This is a genomic window from Lacimonas salitolerans (assembly GCF_042677865.1).
GTDB classification, from domain to species: domain Bacteria; phylum Pseudomonadota; class Alphaproteobacteria; order Rhodobacterales; family Rhodobacteraceae; genus Lutimaribacter; species Lutimaribacter salitolerans.
Genome location: NZ_JBHUDD010000047.1, coordinates 1 through 19,654, shown reverse-complemented (window position 1 = coordinate 19,654; position 19,654 = coordinate 1). Strand labels below are relative to the sequence as shown.

Below are 19,654 nucleotides of genomic sequence, written 5' to 3'. Positions count from 1 at the left end.
CGCTTTTTTACCATTTGGTAAACTCACGATTGCCAATGGCCTGCAACCTGTCAAGATTCATCTTGGCGGGCCCGCCGCCAACAGGCTATCCCCCGGGGCAACGTGATGAAAGATGCAGCAGCGATGGACCAGCCCAGCCCGAAAAAGCCCAGCCGCATCCAGCAGAAAAACCGCAAGCGCATCCTCGACGCCGCGCTCGACGTGTTTTCGCAGCATGGCTACCGCGGTGCGACGCTTGACCAGATCGCCGAGACCGCCGGCCTGTCCAAGCCCAACATACTCTATTATTTCAACGGAAAGGAAGAGATTCACGTCACCCTTCTGAACCGGCTGATGGAGGCATGGCTGGACCCGCTGATCGCGATGGATGAGGACGGCGACCCGCTGGAGGAATTGCTGGGCTACATCCACCGCAAACTTCAGATGAGCCGCGATTACCCCCGCGAAAGCCGCCTTTTCGCGAATGAGATCATCCAGGGCGCACCACGCATGGCCCCGCATCTGGAAAGTGGGTTGAAACCTCTGTTCGACCGCAAATGCACCTTGATCGCGCAATGGGTGGCGCAGGGACGGCTGGCCCCGGTCGATCCCGGCCACCTGATCGTGTCGATCTGGGCCACCACGCAGCATTACGCCGATTTCGAATCGCAACTGGCCGTGCTGATGCCCGACCAGCCCGACATGTGGGACGGGGCGAGCCAGCATCTGGAACGGATGTTTCGCGAGATGCTGACGCCTTAACCAGACGTTTACCGGGAGGGGCACAGTCTGCGGGCATGACCCGCTATGATCCCATCCCCGCTCCGCATAACCCCGGCTGGCGCAATCGCCTGTTCGGGGCCAAGGCCGCGCAAAGCGGCGGCTTGATCCGCCGCAAGAAACGCGATGTGCATCGCGAAATCGGCTATGCGGCGCTGGTGGCCGAGGTGCAGGCGCGCGGCTTTCACCTGATCGAATGCGGCGATCAATACCTGATCATCTGCCACGACGGGCAGATGCGCGTGATCTGCTGAGCGAGAAAATTCGTCCGAATTTTCTCGCGGATGCGCACGCCGCCCCCGAGATTTTTCGGACGAAAAATCTCGGTCACTCCGCCGCGCAGGCCCCCGGGTTGTTGGGGTGCGTCGTCCAGTTGGCATAGGCCTCCTCGACCACCTTGCCGGTGCGCGGATCAACCTGACCGGGCTGCATCTCGACCATGGTGATGCAATCCTCGACCGGGCAGACGTTGACGCACAGGTTGCAGGCCACGCATTCGTCGTCCTTGACCGTGAACACCCGCTCGGGCGACATCGCGATGGCCTGATGGCTAGTGTCCTCGCAGGCCGCATAGCAACGACCGCATTGGATGCACAGGTCCTGATCGATCCGCGCCTTGGTGACGTAGTTCAGGTTCAGATGCTGCCAGTCAGACAGGTTCGGCACCGCGCGCCCCACCAACTCGTCAACAGACGACATGCCCTTTTCGTCCAGGTATTGCGACAGGCCCGAGATCATTTCCTGCACGATCTTGAACCCATAGGTCATCGCCGCCGTGCAGACCTGCACATTGCCCGCCCCCAGCGCGATGAACTCGGCCGCGTCCTTCCAGGTCGTCACACCGCCGATGCCCGAAATCGGCAGACCGGCCAGCGACGGGGTGCGCGCGATCTCGGCCACCATGTTCAGCGCGATGGGTTTCACCGCCGGCCCGCAATAGCCGCCATGCGCGCCGCGCCCGTCAATCGTGGGTTCCGGCGCGAACAGATCGAGGTTGACCGAGGTGATCGAATTGATCGTGTTGATCAGGCTCACCGCATCCGCGCCGCCATCCTTGGCCGCCTGCGCGGGTTTGCGGATGTCGGCGATGTTCGGCGTCAGTTTCACGATCACCGGCAGGTCGGAATGGGTTTTGCACCACTCGGTCACCTGCTGCACATACTCGGGCACCTGCCCCACGGCGCTGCCCATGCCGCGCTCGCTCATCCCGTGCGGACAACCGAAATTCAGCTCGACACCGTCACAGCCGGTATCCTCGACCCGGGCCAGGATGGTTTTCCACGCATCTTCGTTCACCGGCACCATCAGGCTCACCACGATGGCGTGGTCGGGGTAATCGCGCTTGACCCGGGCGATCTCTTCCAGGTTCACCTCCAGCGGGCGATCGGTGATCAGTTCGATATTGTTCAGCCCCAGCAACCGCCGGTCCGCGCCCCAGATCGCGCCATAGCGCGGGCCGTTCACGTTCACCACGGGCGGCCCTGGTTCGCCAAGCGTCTTCCAGACCACACCGCCCCAACCGGCATCAAAGGCGCGGCGCACGTTGTATTCCTTGTCCGTCGGCGGGGCCGAGGCCAGCCAGAACGGGTTGGGAGATTTGATCCCGATGAAATTCGTCGTCAGATCGGCCATGGCTCAGCCCTCCGCCGTCAATGTTGCATGAATATCCTCGGCGGCATCGCGCCCTTCGGCCACCGCCGTCACGGTCAGATCATCGCCGCCGCTGGCACAATCGCCCCCGGCCCAGACGCCGGGCAGGCTGGTGCGGCCTGCTCCCGTTATCGCGATCTTGCGCCCCTCCAGGTCGGGCAGGCCATCGCCGGTCAGCGTCTGGCCGATGGCCTTGAACACCTGATCGGCAGCCAGCCGGAACCGCTCGCCCGTGGGGGTCAGCGCGTCATCGGTGTATTCGAACTCGATCTCGCGCACGGCGCCGTTTCCATGCACCGCAACAGGCGTGGCGTTGGTGATGATCCGCACGCCCTTCGAGGCCGCCAGATCCTGCTCGTACACGCTGGCGTTCATCCGCTCGCGCCCCCGGCGATAGACCAGCGTCACGTTCAGCGCGCCCAGCAGTTTGGCCTGCACCGCCGCATCCACCGCCGTCATGCCGCCACCGATCACCACCACGTCGCGCCCCACGGGCAGGGCCGACAGATCGCCCGCCTGCCGCAGATCGGCGATGAAATCCACCGCGTCCAGCACACCGGCCTTGTCCTCGCCCGGGGCGTTCAGGGCGTTCACCCCGCCCAGCCCGATGCCAAGGAACACGGCGTCATACTCGGACTTCAGCGCCTCAAGGGTCAGATCACGCCCCAGCGCCTTGCCATTCTCGACGGTGATGCCGCCGATCCGCAACAGCCAGTCCACCTCGGCCTGCGCGAAATCCCCGGGCGTCTTGTAGGCGGCGATGCCATATTCATTCAGCCCGCCCGCCTTGGGCCGGGCGTCGAACATCACCACGTCATGCCCCTTCATCGCCAGCCGATGCGCGCAGGCAAGGCCTGCCGGACCCGCGCCCACAACGGCAATCCGCCGACCCGTCGGCGCGGCGCGGCTGAACGGATGCACGCCCGCCGCCATCAGTGTGTCCGTGGCATAACGCTGCAATTCGCCGATCTTGACAGGCTTGCCCTCGGCCAGTTCGCGCACGCAGGCCTCTTCGCACAGGGTCTCGGTCGGGCAGACGCGGGCGCACATGCCGCCCAGGATGTTCTGCTCGAATATCGTTTTCGCCGCGGCTTCGGGCGTGCCGGTGGCGATCTGCCGAATGAACAGCGGTATGTCGATATCCGTGGGACAGGCCGTGATGCAGGGCGCATCATGGCAGAAATAGCAGCGATCCGCGGCGACAAGCGCCTCGTGATCACTCAGCCTTGGGTGCAGGTCGGTAAAATGCTCGGCATAGTCGGCGGGGGCCAGACGCCCCGCGACGATACCGGGAGTAAGCGCGTTGGCTGCCATCCCGTCTCTCCTGTTGGTGCCTTTTCGGTGCCTTTGTTGAGAGCGAGTATTCCACGATTCTATTTTTTATCAATCGGTAAAATTTACGGATCGACCAAAATGCGCCGCCAGGCGGACGCGCGCACAAGATTTGTGCAATGGGTCAGATGGCGTCGGCCCGGCACGCCGTTTCACGGGTCCTTCCGCAGCATCGCCATGTAAAAGCCGTCCATCCCGCCCAGATCGGGCCAGTAATCCGGGCGCAGGCGCAATCCGCCCTCTTCGGTCTGCCACGCCGGATCAAGCCCCGGACGGTCCAGCGCCGCGCGATCCACGCGCAGCCCGGGGTAACGCGCCAGCGCCTCGTCGATCTGGCATTCGCCCTCGTCCGGCAGCAGCGAGCAGGTGCAGAACACCAGCCGTCCGCCCGGTTTCAACAGCGTCAGGGCATGATCCAGCATCGCCGCCTGCATGTCGATCAACGCGCCGAACTCGGCACCGTCCTTGGCATGGGGCAGGTCGGGGTGGCGGCGAATCGTGCCCGTGGCCGAACAGGGCGCATCCAGCAGGATCGCGTCATACTGGTCCTCATGCGCCATCGCGTCGCCTGCAACCACCTGCGCACGCAATCCGGTGCGCGCCAAATTCTCGTGCACCCGCGCCAACCGGCCTTCGGAGATATCGAGTGCGGTCACATCGGCACCGGCGGCGGCCATCTGCAAGGTCTTGCCACCCGGTGCCGCACACATGTCCAGCACCGCCTCGCCGGGTTGCGCATCCAGCAGCCGCGCGGGAATGGCCGCGGCCGCATCCTGAACCCACCATGCGCCCTCGGCAAATCCCGGCAGGGCTGACACCTGCCCGGCCGCAGCAAGTCGCACCGACCCCGTTGGCAGCACCACGCCGCCCAGCCGCGCGGCCCAGCCAGGCGCGTCCTCCTTTACCGTGATGTCCAGCGCCGCACCGGCGAAATGCGCCGCCTCCATCGCGGTCACGCCTTGCGCGCCCCAGGCCATAACCAGCGGTTCGCGCAACCATTCCGGCAGGCGCGGCACCCGAATCTTCTGCCAGTCCGGCCCCGCATCGGCCATCTTGCGCAGCACGGCATTGACCATGCCCTTCATGTGCTGGCCGCGCTTGTCAGCCGCCGTCAGCGCCACCGCGTCATTCACCACCCCATGCGCATCGCCGCCCCGGCACATCTCGTCCGTGGCCAGTCGCAGGATGTTGCGCACATGCAGCGGCGGGTTCTTGCGCAGATGCGGCTCCAGCAGACGATCGGCCCGCTCCATCCCCCGCAGGGTATCCAGCGCCAGACGCTGCGCGCGCGCACGGTCGGCAGGGTCCAGCCGCTCCAGCGCGCCGGGCAGTTCGGCCATCAGCCGCCCCTCGCCCAGTATCTGATCCAGCAGGAAAACGGCACTGCGGCGGGCGGGTGAAGCTTGGGACATCAGGGCAACCTTGTTGTGCGGGGCCTGCGGCGTATATCAAGGGCACAGAGCCAAAGGAACCCGTCATGTCCGATACCGATCCCGACCTGCCCCCCGCCGCCCTGCGCGCCCTGGCCGAAGCCGCCGAGCGCCGCAAGAAGGCCGAAGCCGAGGCAAGCGCCATGCCCAAGGAGCTAGGAGGCCGCGATGGCCCCGAGCCTGTGCGCTATGGCGATTGGGAGAAAAAGGGCATCGCGATCGATTTCTGATCGCGACCGGCGTCAGCGCAGGGTCAGGTCGGCGAACCGCCCCTCACCCCTGTCCGAGGTAAAGCGCACGGTTTGCCCCTGCACCTTCACCTCCTGGCAATTTGCACCCAGATCACGCTCGCCCCACATAAGGTCACGGCAGAAGTAATCGCCCTGCCACTGCCACATGCCCGATACCGGACGCCCCAGCGCCTCGCCCCTGATCCTGCCATCCGGCTGAACCTCCAACCTGATTCCCCAGAACGGAATGTTCAGATTCCTGTCCTGCACGATGGACAGGAACGTGCCCCTGTCACGAACGGTCTGGAACTCTTCGGCCCAGGCGGGGACCGCCAGCAGCAGCCCGATACATATGGAAATCATCCTGATCATGGCGCGTATCCTTTGCGAAACTCGTGAAAGATACGTTAAACCACGTCCTCCGGATCACCCTTTTCCCCGGCGCTACAGCCCCAGAACATCCACCATGTCATATTCGCCGGGCTTCTTGTCCTGCCCCCACAACGCCGCCTTCAGCGCGCCACGCGCGAACACGGCGCGATCCGTGGCCACATGGCGCAGCACGATCCGCTCGCCCTCGGCGGCGAACAGGACGTCATGCTCGCCCACGATGTCCCCACCGCGAATGGCGTGAAACCCGATATCGCCACGCTTGCGCGCGCCCGTCATGCCGTCGCGGGCCCGGTCGCTGACAGCGTCCAGCGACACGCCGCGCCCATCCGCCGCCGCCTGCCCCAGCATCAGCGCGGTGCCCGAGGGCGCATCGACCTTGTGGCGGTGATGTGCCTCGATCACCTCGATGTCGAAATCCTCGTCCAGCGCGGCAGCCACCTTTTTCGTCAGCTGCACCAGCAGGTTGACGCCCAGGCTCATGTTGCCGGCCCGCACCACCACCGCATGGCGCGCCGCCGCCGCGATCGCGGCCAGATCGTCCTCGGACAGCCCGGTCGTGCCGATCACATGCACCGCCCGCGCCTGCGCCGCGATGCCTGCAAATTCCACCGTCGCGGCTGGCGCGGTGAAATCAATCACCGCCTGCGCGCGCGAAAACGCCTCAAGCGCGTCATCGGTCACATGCAGATCCACGGGCGCGCCGCCCATCGCCACGCCCACGTCCTGACCGACCCAGTCATGGCCTGCCCGCTCCACGACGCCCACCAGCCGCGCACGCGGGCTGTCCAGCACAGTGCGGATCAGCATCTGGCCCATGCGCCCCGACGCCCCAGTCACCACGATTCCCGGCAGATCTGTCATTTCCAGTGCTCCTATGATTTCGCGCAGCCTTAACAAAGCAGCCCCCATTGGCAAAGCCAAGGCAAACCCTTAAATGCCTGTGCATGGCAAAGAACAAATTCAATGATGGTCCCGGCCCCAGCCAACGCCAGTTGCGCGTGGGCGAGGTGATCCGACGCTCGCTCTCCGAGGTGCTGGCGCGCGGCGATATCCACGACCCCGAGCTGAACCGGCTGTCGATCACCGTGGGCGAGGTGACAACCTCACCCGACCTGCGCATCGCCACCGCCTATGTGCTGCCCCTGGGCGGCAACGGGTCCGAGGATACGCTGAAACTGCTGGCCCGCAACAAGGGCGAGTTGCAGCGCATGATCGGCAAGAAGGTCGGGCTGAAATACACCCCCGACCTGCGGTTCCAGCTGGACGAGACATTCGACCGGCTGGATGAAACCCGCCGCCTGTTCTCGCAAGACAACGTGCGCCGCGATATCGAGCCCGACACCGACACCCCGGACGAGCCATGAGCCTGCGCGCGGCCTTGTTCGGCGCGCTGGCGCTGTTCGCCGCAACCACGGCCCACGCTGTCGAATGCCGCCCGGTCGAGCATGATGGCAAACGCTACACGGTCTGCACCGTCGATACGGGCGCGCAGGATCTGCGCCTGTTCCTGACCGCGCCGGACGGCACACCCTACAGCCATTTCAACGCACTGGACCGGGCGCTGGCCGGTCAGGGGCTGCGACTGGCCTTTGCGATGAACGCCGGGATGTATCACAGCGACCGCAGCCCGGTGGGCCATTATGTCGAGGACGGTCAGGAACAGATGCGCGTCGTCACCGCCGCCGGGCCGGGAAATTTCGGACTGCTGCCCAACGGCGTGTTTTGCATCGCGCAGGGCCGCGCCGACGTGATCGAGACCGAGGACTTTGTCGCCCGCAGCCCCGCCTGCCGCCATGCCACCCAATCCGGCCCGATGCTGGTGATCGACGGCGCGCTGCACCCGCGCTTTCTGCCCGACAGCACCTCGCGCTATGTCCGCAACGGCGTGGGCACCAGCGCCGATGGCCGCACCGCGCATTTCGTGATGTCCGACGCGGCGGTCACCTTTCACGAGTTCGGACGCCTGTTCCGCGATGGCCTTGGCACACCCAACGCGCTGTATTTCGATGGCAACATCTCGCGCCTGCACGCGCCGGGGATGAACCGCTCGGACCCCGGCTTTCGCATGGGGCCGATCGTCGGCGTGGTCGAACCGACAGGCTAGGCCAGTCGCGCGGCTGCCCAGCGCGCCGCATCCGCCACCGTAGGGTCAGCATCATCCACCAGCCCCTGCGCCACGGCCCGCAACGCCAGGTCGCCGGAATTGCCGATGGCATACAGCACGTTGCGCACGAACCTGTCGCGGCCGATCCGCTTGATCGGGCTGCCGGAAAACCGCTGCCGGAACGCCGCGTCATCCAGCGCCGCCAGCTCGGCCAGCGCAGGCTCCACCATGCCGTCGCGCGCGGCATAGCGGATTTCGCGCGCCTCGGCGGCAAACTTGTTCCAGGGGCAGACCGCCAGGCAGTCGTCACAGCCATAGATCCGGTTGCCCATCTTCGCGCGCAACTCGGGCGCCACCGGCCCCTTGTGCTCGATCGTCAGATAGGAAATGCAGCGCCGCGCGTCCAGCTGGTAAGGGGCCGGAAAGGCATCGGTCGGACAGACATCCAGGCAGGCCCGACACGACCCGCAATGATCCGTCTCGGGCGCGTCCGGGGAAATCTCCAGCGTGGTAAAGACCGACCCGATAAAGAACCAGCTGCCCAGATCGCGGCTGACCAGGTTGGTATGCTTGCCCTGCCACCCCAGCCCCGCCGCCTGCCCCAGCGGCTTTTCGGGCACCGGTGCCGTGTCCACGAACACCTTCACCTCGCCGCCTGCCTCGGCGATCAGCCACCGCGCCAGCCGCTTCAGCCGCTTCTTGACCAGGTCGTGATAATCGCTCCCCCGCGCATAGACCGAGATCACCCCCCGATCCCGCCGTGCCAGCCCGGCCATCGGATCATCGTCAGGCGTGTAGCTCTCGCCCAGCACGATCACCGATCGCGCCTCGGGCCACAGCGCCGCCGGATCGCCCCTCCACGCGGCCCGGTCCGCCAGCCACGCCATCTGCCCGTGATAGCCTTTGGCCAGAAACTCGGCCAACCGCGCGGGCACATGTCCCACCGCATCCGGTCGGCACACCCGCGTCAGATCGAACCCTTCCGCGCGCGCCTGCGCCACCAACCGGGTTTTCAGATCATCCTTCATGTTTCCTCTCTCCCCAAATATCCTGGGGGGAGTCGCGCAGCGACGGGGGGGCAACGCCCCCCTGCCTTGGCGCGGGCGACAGCCCGCGCAACCGCCTCAGAAATCCAGATCGGCATAGTGTGGCGGCGGCGGGAACCCTGGCACCTGGTCGGCCAGGATGCTGCGGAAGGCCGGGCGCGACTTGATCTTGGCGTACCAGTCCTTGACCACGTCACTGCGGTTCCAGTCAACATCGCTGATGTAATCCAGCGACGACAGATGCGCGGCAGCAGCGAAATCCGCCAGCGTCATCACATCCCCCGCCAGCCAGCGCCGCCGGTCCAGCAGCCACGCCATGTAATCCAGATGGTACTTCACCGCCCGCGCCCCGGATTTCACGTTGCCGCTGTCGGGAAAGCCCAGCTTCATCACCTTCTTGTTCACCCGCTCATAGACCAGCTTGCTGGTCACTTCCGAATGGAACTTGTCGTCGAACCACGCCACCAGCCGCCGCACCTCATAGCGCGCATCGGTGTCGCGCGGGATCAGTGCGGGCTGCGGATAGACCTCGTCCAGCCATTCGCAGATCGGCGTGCTTTCCGACATGGTCTTGCCGTCGATCTTCAGCACCGGCACCTTGCCGGCAGGATTGCGGCGCAGGAAATCCGGGCTCTGCTCCCAATAGCGTTCCTCGACCAGCTCGCACTCGATCTTCTTCTCGGCCAGAACCAGCCGCACCTTGCGGCAATAAGGCGAAAGGGGAACGTGATACAATCGGGCCATCGGGGCGGTCTCATTCAGTCATGCGGTGAAAACGTATCCCTGCATGCACGCTGGGACAGGGAATTTCAATCCTCGAAACAGGCAGCCCGCCCATCCCGGCGGATCGTCTCCGCCCCGTCCATGATGCCGGCGGCGCGGCGGCGCAGGTTCGGCGTCGGCTGCGCGGCATCGCGCGCCTTGGGGTTGGGCAGCACCGCGGCCAGCCGCGCCGCCTGCACCGCGCTCAGCGCCTCGGGGCCGACGTCAAAATAATGCCGCGCCGCGGCCTCGATGCCGAACACGCCTTCGTCGAACTCGATGATGTTGAGATAAACTTCCAGTATCCGGCGCTTGGACCATGTGGCCTCGACCACCGGGGTCAGGATGCCCTCCAGCGCCTTGCGCGACCAGTTGCGGCCCTGCCACAGAAAGGCGTTCTTGACCACCTGCTGAGAGATGGTCGAGGCCCCGCGCACCGCCCCATCCTCCAGCGCGGCACGGATCGCGACCATGTCGAACCCCCAATGCAGGCAGAAATTGGCATCCTCGGCCGCCACGGCGCTGCGCGCCATCACCGGCGCGATCGACCCCATCGGCACCCAGATCCGGTCGACCGCGCCCAGCCGGCGGGTTTCCTGCATGATATAGGGCGTGGTCGGCGGGTTGATCACCTTGTAGGCCAGCACCCACAACCCGGCCAGAACCGCCGCCAGCAGAACGGCGCGCAAGGACCAGCGCAGCAGCCAACGCACCGGACGCGGACGCGCATCGCGAAACGCGGCCCTCAGGCTCGTATCCCTCGCCTTGGTCTTTCTGGATGATTTTGCCCGCGCCATGGCCGCAGATATACGGCAGGCTCGTGTGCTGTGCAAAGCGCCGTTTGCGCAAAATGCAAAAGGGCGGATGCCATGCACCCGCCCTTCGCATCGGTCACTCCGCCGGGATCGCGCCCTGCTCCAGCATCAGGGGATGCGGAATCTTGTTCAGCATCTCCTTGGGACAGACCTGCACGAAATTGCCGCGCTCGGCCTCCCAGTGCTGCAGGATATCGGCGGCCTTGCGGCTGCCGGTTTCCGCCAGATGCTGCTCGATCAGCCCTTTGAGCTGCGCCTGCCAGTGCTCGACCGTGACAGGACAGGTCACCAGCGTTTCCTTGTTCATCAGCGGCGCAGAAGCACCTTTGGGATCGTAGAGATAGGCCATGCCACCGGTCATGCCGGCGCCAAAGTTGGCCCCGATCTGGCCCAGGATCACCGCCACACCACCGGTCATGTATTCGCAACCGTTGCTGCCGCAGCCCTCGACCACAACCGACGCGCCCGAGTTGCGCACGGCGAACCGCTCGCCCGCGCGGCCGGCGGCAAACAGATAGCCCGCCGTGGCCCCATACAGAACCGTATTGCCGATGATCGTGTTCTCGCTGGCGACCAGCGGGCTGGCCATCGGCGGGCGCACCACGATGATTCCGCCCGACAGGCCCTTGCCGACGTAATCGTTGGCATCGCCCGACACCTCGATCTTCAGGCCCGGTGCCAGGAACGCGCCCAACGACTGCCCGGCGCTGCCGTTCAGCTTGACGATCAGGTGATCGGGTTGCAGCGAATTGCGCATCCCGAACCGCCGCACGATATGGCTGCTGACCCGCGTGCCGACGCTGCGATGGGTATTCTGCACCGCATATTGCAGCTGCATCTTCTCGCCATCCTCAAGGAATCGCGCGGCATCGCGCACGATTTCGGCGTCCAGCGTATCCAGCACCTCGTTGCGCGGCTTGTTGCGGTCATAGACGATGTCGGCCGCCCCATCGACGGTGATCAGCATCGGGTTCAGATCCAGATCATCCAGATGCGCCGACCCCCGGCTGACCTGCGTCAGCAGGTCGGCCCGGCCGATCACGTCATCCAGACTGCGCGCGCCGATGCTGGCCAGAATCTCGCGCACCTCCTGCGCGTAGAAGGTGATCAGGTTCACCACCTTGTCGGCGTTTCCGGTGAACTTGGCGCGCAGGTCTTCGTCCTGCGTGCAGACGCCCACGGGGCAGGTATTGCTCTGGCACTGGCGCACCATGATGCAGCCCATCGCGATCAGGGCGGCGGTGCCGATGCCATACTCCTCGGCGCCCAGCATTGCGGCCATGACAATGTCGCGCCCGGTGCGCAGGCCGCCATCGGTGCGCAGGGTGATCCGGTCGCGCAGGTTGTTCATGCTCAGAACCTGATGCGCCTCGGTCAGGCCCATTTCCCACGGCAGACCGGCATATTTGATGCTGGTCGCCGGGCTGGCCCCGGTGCCACCATTGTGCCCCGAGATCAGGATGATATCCGCCTTGGCCTTGGCCACACCGGCGGCAATCGTGCCGACACCGCTGCTGGCCACCAGCTTGACCGTCACCTTGCAGCGCGGGTTGATCTGCTTCAGGTCATAGATCAGCTGTGCCAGATCCTCGATGCTGTAGATGTCGTGATGCGGCGGAGGGGAGATCAGCGTGACACCCTTGGTCGAATGGCGCAGCCGCGCGATCAGGTCGGTGACCTTCATGCCGGGCAACTGCCCACCCTCGCCGGGCTTGGCCCCCTGCGCCACCTTGATCTCCAGCTCTTCGCACTGGTTCAGGTATTCGGCGGTCACGCCAAAGCGCCCCGACGCCACCTGCTTGATCTTGGCCGACGGGTTGTCGCCATTCGGCTCGGGCACGAAATGCGCCGGGTCTTCGCCACCTTCGCCGCTGTCCGACTTGGCCCCGATCCGGTTCATCGCCACGTTCAGCGTCTTGTGCGCCTCGGGCGACAGCGCGCCAAGGCTCATCCCCGGGGTGACGAACCGCTTGCGGATGCTGGTGATGCTCTCCACCTCTTCCAGCGGAATCGCATCGCCCAGCGGCTTGATCGCCAGCAGATCGCGCAGGTGGATCGGCGGGTTGCTCTGCATCTTGGCCGAATACTGCTTCCACATTTGATAGCTGGCCTTGTTGCAGGCCATCTGCATCATGTGCATCGACTGCGCACCCCAGGCATGCGTCTCGCCGGACTTGCGCGCCTTGTAGAAGCCACCGATCGGCATCACCGCATCCGACAGCCAGCCGCGCGCGTGCACCTCTTCGGCCTTCTTCTGGATACCGCTGACCCCGATGCCGCTGATCCGGCTGGTCATGCCGGGGAAGAACTCGGCGCACATCGCACGGCTCAGGCCTACGGCCTCGAAATTCAGCCCGCCACGATAGGAGGACACGACAGAAATCCCCATCTTGGCCATGATTTTCAACAGACCCTGATCAATCGCCTCGCGATAGCGCGCCATGGCCTCGGTCAGCGGCCCGTCCAGCAGGCCCCGGTCGATCCGGTCGGCGATGGAATCCTCGGCCAGATAGGCGTTGACCGTGGTGGCCCCGCAGCCGATCAGCACGGCAAAGTAATGCGGGTCGATACATTCGGCCGATCGCACATTCAGACTGCAAAAGGTCCGCAAGCCCTTGCGCGTCAGATGCGAATGCACCGCACTTGTCGCCAGGATCATCGGCATCGCCACGCGGTCGGTGCCCTGATGCTGATCGGTCAGCACCAGATGGCCCGCACCGCTGCGCACGGCATCCTCGGCTTCGGCGCGGATACGCTCCAGCACCGCCTGCAAGGCATTCGGCCCGCTGGCAAAGGTACAGTCGATCTCCATCATGTCGGCATTGAACGCCTGCCGCACCCGATCCCATTGCGCGTTGCCCAGAAACGGGCTGTCCAGCACGATGATCTCGGTCTGGCTGCTGCTTTCGTCCAGCACGTTCTTCAGGTTGCCGAACCGCGTCTTCAGGCTCATCACCCGGAATTCACGCAAGGAGTCGATCGGTGGATTCGTCACCTGACTGAAATTTTGCCGAAAGAAATGCGACAGCGGGCGATACTGCTTGGACAGCACCGCACTGGGCGTGTCATCCCCCATCGAGGCCAGCGCCTCCTTGGCGTCCTCGACCATGGGCGACAGGATCTGCTCCAGTTCCTCGATGGTATAGCCCGCCGCGATCTGGCGGCGGCGCAGGTCATCGCCCCGGAACAGCGGCTTTTCCGTCACCTTGGCCAGTTCGTCATCCAGTTCGACAATCTTGCCGACCCATTCGCCAAAGGGCTGGCTTGCGGCCAGTTTGTCCTTGATCTCGGTGTCGTGATAAAGCGCGCCCTCGGCCATATCCACGGCCAGGATCTGCCCCGGCCCCAGCGCGCCCTTTTCCTTGACCGTCGCCTCGTCCACCGGAACCATCCCGGCCTCGGAGCCCGCAATCAGCATCCCGTCGCCGGTGATGACATAGCGCATGGGCCGCAGCCCGTTGCGGTCCAGCCCGGCACAGACCCAGCGGCCATCGGTCATCGCCAGCGCCGCGGGGCCGTCCCACGGCTCCATCACGCTGTTGCAGTAGGAATACATGTCGATCCACGCCTGCGGCAGTTCCACCGCCTGCTTGGACCAGCTTTCGGGGATCAGCATGGTCTTGGCCATGGGCGCATTCCGCCCCGCCCGCACCAGCACCTCGAACACCGAATCCAGCGCGGCGGAATCCGAGCTTCCGGGTTGGATGATCGGCTTGATATCCTCGGCCATGTCACCGAACGCGGCGCTGGCCATGCGGATTTCGTGGCTTTTCATCCAGTTGGTGTTGCCCTTCAGCGTGTTGATCTCGCCGTTATGGGCCAGCATGCGGAACGGCTGGGCCAGCCACCACTGCGGGAACGTGTTGGTGCTGTACCGCTGGTGATAGATCGCAAAGGCCGACACGAACCGCTCGTCTTGCAGGTCGGGATAGAACTCGGACACCTGCTCGGCCAGCATCATCCCCTTGTAGATGATCGACCGGCACGACAGCGACGCCAGATACAGGTTGCCGATGCCCGCCGCCGCAGCGGCCTTTTCGATCCGGCGTCGGATCACGTACAGTTCGCGCTCGAACGTCTCTTCATCCGTGCCTTTGGTGTTCGAGATCAGGATCTGCTCGATCTCGGGGCGGGTGGCGTTAGCCTTTTCCCCAAGAACGCTGATGTTCACCGGAACATGCCGCCAGCCATAGATGTAATAGCCCATGCGCAGCACTTCGGTTTCCACGATGGTCCGGCAGGTCTCCTGCGCGCCAAAGTTGGTGCGCGGCAGAAACACCTGCCCCACCGCCATCAGCTCGTCCTTGCGGGGGGTGTGGCCGGTCCGCTCGATCTGGTCATAAAAGAACGCGACGGGGATCTGCAGATGGATGCCCGCGCCATCGCCGGTCTTTCCATCGGCATCCACCGCGCCGCGGTGCCAGATCGCTTTCAGCGCGTTGATCCCGTTCTCGACCACCTTGCGGCTGGGCTTGCCATCGATCGACACGGCCAGACCGACGCCACAGCTGGCCTTTTCCTCTGCCTCGGAATACAGGCCGTTCTCGGCCATCCACTTGCGCTTGGCGTCTTCGCGGCGCGCCCAATCGGCATCAAATCTTGTCATTGTCTGACCTCCTGTTCAGTGGTTGGCATGGCCGCTGTGATCAGCGTCGCCATGCCCCCCGCCATACCCGCGCTCGCGCGCATAAACTTCTTTCTGTGCGTCACTCAGGACCGGAGTCACCTCTAGGTGCGCCCGCAGATGCACCGCCCGCAGATCGGCCAGCGCATCGGCAGATTGCCCCAGCATCATTTCCAGCCGTTGTGGCGACGCGTGCCCGGCCTTGAACATGTGACTCAGCATCGCTTCTGCCTCGACATAGGCGCGGCCCGCGGTCTGCGCCTCGACCTTCATGGCGTCGTAAACAGCCTGCACCTCGGCACGCTGCGCATCGGACAGCTCCAACGCATCGGCCAGTTCCAGCACATGCAGCGGGCCGGGATAGCCACCCAGTTCGGCCGGCAGCGCCAGCCCCCAGCCCTGACCGGCCAGAATGGCGTCGACATCCGCCTGCGACAGGCTGGCAATCTCGCGCGCGTCCATCCCGGCATAGGGCGACTCCTGCGCCACTGCCGGAACCGAAGCGACCATCAGACCCGGCGCTGCCAGACCGGCGGCCAAGCGGGTGTGCCTCATCATCTCGCCCTCTCCTCGGTTATGTCAGTCTTGCTGACATGTGCCTGTCCGGCCTTGCGATCTGCCCACGCATGACATGTGCATGGGATTTGCATGGTTTGTGTATCGCCGTTTTTGCCTATTCGGCGGCCACGGCGGCAGATTGGTTCAGGTGGTCCAGAATGGCCTGCGACGCATCGCGCCCGTCGCGGATCGCCCAGACAACCAGTGACGCGCCGCGCACGATGTCGCCCACGGCAAACACGCCGTCCAGCGCGGTCTGTCCGGTGGTGAACTCGGCCTTGACCGTGCCCCAGCGGGTCACTTCCAGCCCATCGACGCCCCAGAGCTTCGGCAGATCCTCAGGCTCGAAGCCCAGCGCCTTGATCACCAGATCGGCCTCTTCGACGTAATCCGCGCCCTCGATAGGCTCAGGAGACTGGCGCCCCGTGGCATCCGGCTGGCCCAGCCGCATCTTCTGCACCAGCACGCCCGCGACCTGACCATCGGCTTCGGTAAATCCCTTGGGCGCGGTCAGCCATTCAAAGACAACGCCTTCTTCCTCGGCGTTCTGCACCTCGCGCTGCGACCCGGGCATGTTGGCCCGGTCGCGGCGATACAGGCATTTGACGCTGGTCGCACCCTGCCGGATGGCCGTGCGCACGCAATCCATCGCGGTGTCGCCACCGCCGATCACGACGACCTTCTTGCCGGCCGCATTCAGGGCGCCGCTTTCGAACTCCGGCACGGAATCGCCGAAATTGGCGGCCCTGTTGGATGCGGTCAGATAGTCCAGCGCCTTGACGATGCCTTCTGCCCCGGCCCCCGGTCCACCCAGATCGCGGCTTTGATACACACCCGTTGCAATCAACACGGCATCATGTTTCGCGCGGATTTCGTCGAAACCGATATCCTCGCCCACGTTGCAGTTGAGCACAAAGGTAACACCGCCCTGAACCAACTGGTCGTTGCGGCGCATCACCACGTCCTTCTCCAGCTTGAAGCCGGGGATGCCATAGGTCATCAACCCGCCCGCGCGGTCATAGCGGTCATAGACCGTGACCTGCACGCCGGCACGGCGCAGCACATCCGCCGCCGCCAGCCCGCCGGGACCGGCCCCGATGATGCCCACGCTCTCGGGGCGCTCCTGCGCGGGGCTGATCGGCTTGACCCAGCCTTTGTCCCAAGCGGTGTCGGTGATGTATTTCTCGACCGCACCGATGGTCACGGTGCCGTGGCCCGACTGCTCGATCACGCAATTGCCTTCGCACAGGCGATCCTGCGGGCAGATGCGGCCACAGATCTCGGGGAAGGTGTTGGTAGCCTGGCTCAGTTCATACGCCTCTTGCAGACGGCCCGTCGCCGTCAGTTTCAGCCAGTCGGGGATGTTGTTGTGCAGCGGGCAATGCGACTGGCAATAGGGCACGCCACACTGGCTGCACCGCGCAGATTGCTCGGCGGCCTTGGCGGCAGCGTACTCGGCGTAAATCTCGTGGAAATCAGTCCTGCGCTCTTCTGCGGCACGCTTTTCGGGCATGTCGCGGGGGATGGACGTAAATTTCAACATCGGTTGCTGGGCCAAGGGAAAGCCTCCGCTAAGATTCCATTCAGTCGCGATGGTATATTTCAGTTCGAAATGAAATAAAAGTCACACATGCTGACCTATTTTACACTTTTTTTGTGCGACGCGCTGCCGCGCGACATGAAAACGGTCTGATTTATGTCCGATACGGACCTATAAGTGGGCTTTCCCTTTGTTTCAAGGGTCGTTAGCAAAGGTCAACCAAACGCGGGACCGCAGCAATGACCCTGTTTCACATCTTTCTTGTCGCCGTCGTGCAGGGCATCACCGAGTTTTTGCCGATTTCCTCGTCCGGGCACCTGATCCTGTTGCCGAATCTCACTGGACTGGCGGATCAGGGACAGGCGATCGACGTGGCCGTCCATCTTGGCACCTTGCTGGCGGTGATCCTGTATTTCTGGCCCGACGTGCGCGGCGCGCTGGCAGGGCTGCCAAGGCTGCTGACAGGCCGCGCCGACACGCCGGGCGCGCGGCTGGCCCTGTTGCTGATCGTGGCGACGATCCCGGCGGTGATCTTCGGCCTGCTGCTGAAGCTGACCGGGCTGGACGACGCCATGCGCAGCGTCACGGTGATCGGCTGGACCATGCTGCTGTTCGGGCTGCTGCTGTACTGGGCCGATCAGCGCGGCACGACCGCAAAGACGCAGGCCGACTGGACCATGTCCGACGCCGTCAGGATGGGCCTGTGGCAGGCGGTTGCGCTGATCCCCGGAGTCTCGCGTTCGGGCATCACGATCACGGCGGCACGGATGCTGGGATATGACCGGCACGACGGCGCCAAGATCGCCATGCTGATGTCGATCCCTGTGATCATCGCCAGCGGCATGGTCCTGGGGGTCGAGGTCGCTGCAACCGCCGATGTTCAGGCCGCCCGCGATGGCGCGATCGCTGCGGTCTTTGCCTTTGTCGCAGCGCTGTTGGCACTGGCGCTGATGATGCGCCTGTTGCGTGCGGTCAGCTTTACGCCCTACGTGATCTACCGCGTCGTGCTGGGTATGGTGCTTCTGTGGATCGGGTACACCTGATCAGCCCCGCAGGTTCCCCGCCGATTTCTTGATCGCCGCGTATTGCCCGGACTGGCGAAAAGGCCACAGATACTCGGGCAAGACAGCCTCGGTGGCCATCGGCGAGATACCCAGATCGGCAAAGCCCCTGGCGTCCTTGGACACGACATTGTCCACCCGCAGACTTTTGACCTGATCGCGGGTGATCATGCTGTTGTGGAGCAAACCGCCGGTCAGCGATTGCAGCATGTCCAGCCCGAACGCCATCAGCCCCGCCACCCAGAAGGGCATGTTCACGATCAGCTTGCGGCGCTGGATCACGCCAAGCATTTCCTGCATCAGCTCGCGAAAGCTGCGCACGTCCGGCCCACCCAGTTCATAGACGCCGCTGGCCTGCCCTTCGACGCCCATGACGGCTGCTGCGGCCACGTCGTCGACATAGACGGGCTGGAACCTTGTGCCCGCCCCGACGAGCGGCAAAACCGGTGTCGAGGTCGCCATTTTCGCAAACCGGTTGAAAAACGCATCCTCGGCCCCGAAGACGACCGACGGACGCAGGATCAGGGCACCCGGCATGTGTTTCAGCACACCCGCCTCGCCCGCCGCCTTGGTCCGGCCATAGCGGCTGGGGGCTTCGGCATCCGCACCGATCGCCGAGATATGCACCATCCGGGCAACGCCCTCTTCGGCGGCGATGCGGGCGATGCGCGTGGCCCCCTGATCCTGCACCGCGTCGAAATTGTTCTTGCCGCCGGCATCGAACGTGCCCACGCAGTTCACGACCGCATCGGACCCCTGCAGGACCGCCCGCACGCTGGCATCGTCGCGGATGTTGCAGAACACAGGCTCGACCTGCCCCGGCGTGCCGTAGGGTTTGACATGCATCGCTTCGTTGGGACGGCGCACCGCCACACGCACGCGCCAGCCCGCATTGGCCAGCCGCCGGGCGATATAGCGCCCCACGAACCCCGAGCCGCCATAGATGGTGACAAGTTTCGACATCTTTGCCTCCGGCACATGAAATCTGTATGGTAAGTAGCGCCATAAACGACGCGGAACAAGACGATAGGGCAGATTGAAAGAAATCCCCAGAATCGCCGTTGACAGTGCGGCGGCGCGAGTCTAAACGCCCTCCTCACGACACCTGCCCAGGTGGCGGAATGGTAGACGCGCTGGCTTCAGGTGCCAGTGGCCGCAAGGCCGTGGAGGTTCGAGTCCTCTCCTGGGCACCAAAGTCAACCCCAAAAACCCTTGAAAACATCGGTTTTCGAGGGTTTTTTGTTGTCCCTCTCAGAAACTGCCACACAAACTGCCACACAGTTCCGAACGGCTGGCCCACTGCCGCGCGACAAACAGGCTGAGAATCCAGCGTCAATCAGGATGAGAACG

Annotated in this window: 18 protein-coding genes and 1 tRNA gene; 7 read left to right on the top strand and 12 right to left on the bottom strand. The window is 64.6% G+C overall.

The genetic code is table 11. From position 1 onward, the window contains the following. Nucleotides 1-123 precede the first annotated feature (123 nt). Nucleotides 124-741: a TetR family transcriptional regulator C-terminal domain-containing protein gene (locus ACFTOW_RS07245; RefSeq protein WP_379914461.1), complete on the top strand. Its 618-nt coding sequence runs from the start codon at nt 124-126 to the stop codon at nt 739-741. A gap of 35 nt (nt 742-776) precedes the next feature. After that, complete coding sequence (locus ACFTOW_RS07240) at nt 777-1,013, top strand: hypothetical protein (protein WP_379914395.1); 237 nt, start codon at nt 777-779, stop codon at nt 1,011-1,013. A 73-nt stretch (nt 1,014-1,086) separates the two neighbouring features. On the opposite strand, the gene preA is transcribed toward ACFTOW_RS07240, so the two are convergent. The 3 genes from preA to ACFTOW_RS07225 form a co-directional block, all read right to left on the bottom strand. Then, nucleotides 1,087-2,391 (bottom strand): NAD-dependent dihydropyrimidine dehydrogenase subunit PreA, encoded by a 1,305-nt coding sequence (preA, locus tag ACFTOW_RS07235; RefSeq protein WP_379914394.1) that lies wholly within the window; start codon nt 2,389-2,391, stop codon nt 1,087-1,089. A gap of 3 nt (nt 2,392-2,394) precedes the next feature. Next, entirely contained in the window at nt 2,395-3,723 is a 1,329-nt protein-coding gene (locus ACFTOW_RS07230) for an NAD(P)-dependent oxidoreductase (RefSeq protein ID WP_379914393.1), read from the bottom strand. 170 nt (nt 3,724-3,893) lie between these two features. Then, a complete protein-coding gene (locus ACFTOW_RS07225; protein ID WP_379914392.1) occupies nt 3,894-5,153 on the bottom strand; it encodes an RsmB/NOP family class I SAM-dependent RNA methyltransferase in 1,260 nt (419 codons plus the stop codon). 65 nt (nt 5,154-5,218) lie between these two features. Between ACFTOW_RS07225 and ACFTOW_RS07220 the strand changes: the two genes are divergently transcribed. After that, nucleotides 5,219-5,401, top strand: coding sequence for a DUF1674 domain-containing protein (locus ACFTOW_RS07220; protein ID WP_379914391.1), 183 nt, complete (start codon nt 5,219-5,221; stop codon nt 5,399-5,401). Between the two features lie 12 nt (nt 5,402-5,413). On the opposite strand, the gene ACFTOW_RS07215 is transcribed toward ACFTOW_RS07220, so the two are convergent. Next, entirely contained in the window at nt 5,414-5,773 is a 360-nt protein-coding gene (locus tag ACFTOW_RS07215) for a dihydrodipicolinate reductase (protein ID WP_379914390.1), read from the bottom strand. A 72-nt stretch (nt 5,774-5,845) separates the two neighbouring features. After that, complete coding sequence (gene dapB / locus ACFTOW_RS07210) at nt 5,846-6,655, bottom strand: 4-hydroxy-tetrahydrodipicolinate reductase (RefSeq protein WP_379914389.1); 810 nt, start codon at nt 6,653-6,655, stop codon at nt 5,846-5,848. 83 nt (nt 6,656-6,738) lie between these two features. Between dapB and rbfA the strand changes: the two genes are divergently transcribed. Further along, on the top strand, nt 6,739-7,158 hold the full coding sequence (gene rbfA, locus ACFTOW_RS07205) for a 30S ribosome-binding factor RbfA (protein ID WP_379914388.1): 420 nt from the start codon (nt 6,739-6,741) through the stop codon (nt 7,156-7,158). Further along, the gene (locus ACFTOW_RS07200) at nt 7,155-7,898 is read left to right on the top strand and encodes a phosphodiester glycosidase family protein (protein WP_379914387.1); all 744 of its coding nucleotides are present in this window, start codon (nt 7,155-7,157) and stop codon (nt 7,896-7,898) included. Before rbfA ends, ACFTOW_RS07200 begins: the two co-directional genes overlap by 4 nt. Here ACFTOW_RS07200 and queG read toward each other — a convergent pair. The 6 genes from queG to ACFTOW_RS07170 form a co-directional block, all read right to left on the bottom strand. Beyond that, a complete protein-coding gene (gene queG, locus ACFTOW_RS07195; RefSeq protein WP_379914386.1) occupies nt 7,895-8,926 on the bottom strand; it encodes a tRNA epoxyqueuosine(34) reductase QueG in 1,032 nt (343 codons plus the stop codon). The genes ACFTOW_RS07200 and queG overlap by 4 nt on opposite strands. Nucleotides 8,927-9,022: 96 nt before the next feature. Further along, the gene (gene fzlA / locus ACFTOW_RS07190; RefSeq protein ID WP_379914385.1) at nt 9,023-9,688 is read right to left on the bottom strand and encodes an FtsZ-binding protein FzlA; all 666 of its coding nucleotides are present in this window, start codon (nt 9,686-9,688) and stop codon (nt 9,023-9,025) included. A 65-nt stretch (nt 9,689-9,753) separates the two neighbouring features. Next, the gene (gene mtgA / locus ACFTOW_RS07185; RefSeq protein WP_379914384.1) at nt 9,754-10,503 is read right to left on the bottom strand and encodes a monofunctional biosynthetic peptidoglycan transglycosylase; all 750 of its coding nucleotides are present in this window, start codon (nt 10,501-10,503) and stop codon (nt 9,754-9,756) included. A gap of 94 nt (nt 10,504-10,597) precedes the next feature. Beyond that, a complete protein-coding gene (gene gltB, locus ACFTOW_RS07180; protein ID WP_379914383.1) occupies nt 10,598-15,127 on the bottom strand; it encodes a glutamate synthase large subunit in 4,530 nt (1,509 codons plus the stop codon). Between the two features lie 15 nt (nt 15,128-15,142). Further along, entirely contained in the window at nt 15,143-15,700 is a 558-nt protein-coding gene (locus ACFTOW_RS07175; protein WP_379914382.1) for a hypothetical protein, read from the bottom strand. Nucleotides 15,701-15,818: 118 nt separating this feature from the next. Beyond that, nucleotides 15,819-17,261 carry an NAD(P)-dependent oxidoreductase gene (locus ACFTOW_RS07170; RefSeq protein WP_379914381.1) on the bottom strand — a complete coding sequence of 481 codons (1,443 nt, stop codon included), beginning with the start codon at nt 17,259-17,261 and terminating at the stop codon, nt 15,819-15,821. Between the two features lie 221 nt (nt 17,262-17,482). Here ACFTOW_RS07170 and ACFTOW_RS07165 point away from each other — a divergent pair, with 221 nt between their 5' ends. Beyond that, nucleotides 17,483-18,286, top strand: coding sequence for an undecaprenyl-diphosphate phosphatase (locus ACFTOW_RS07165; RefSeq protein ID WP_379914380.1), 804 nt, complete (start codon nt 17,483-17,485; stop codon nt 18,284-18,286). On the opposite strand, the gene ACFTOW_RS07160 is transcribed toward ACFTOW_RS07165, so the two are convergent. Next, nucleotides 18,287-19,267 (bottom strand): complex I NDUFA9 subunit family protein, encoded by a 981-nt coding sequence (locus ACFTOW_RS07160; protein WP_379914379.1) that lies wholly within the window; start codon nt 19,265-19,267, stop codon nt 18,287-18,289. A gap of 144 nt (nt 19,268-19,411) precedes the next feature. Between ACFTOW_RS07160 and ACFTOW_RS07155 the strand changes: the two genes are divergently transcribed. Then, nucleotides 19,412-19,497: transfer RNA gene (locus ACFTOW_RS07155), tRNA-Leu, on the top strand. The last annotated feature ends 157 nt before the right edge of the window (nt 19,498-19,654 follow it).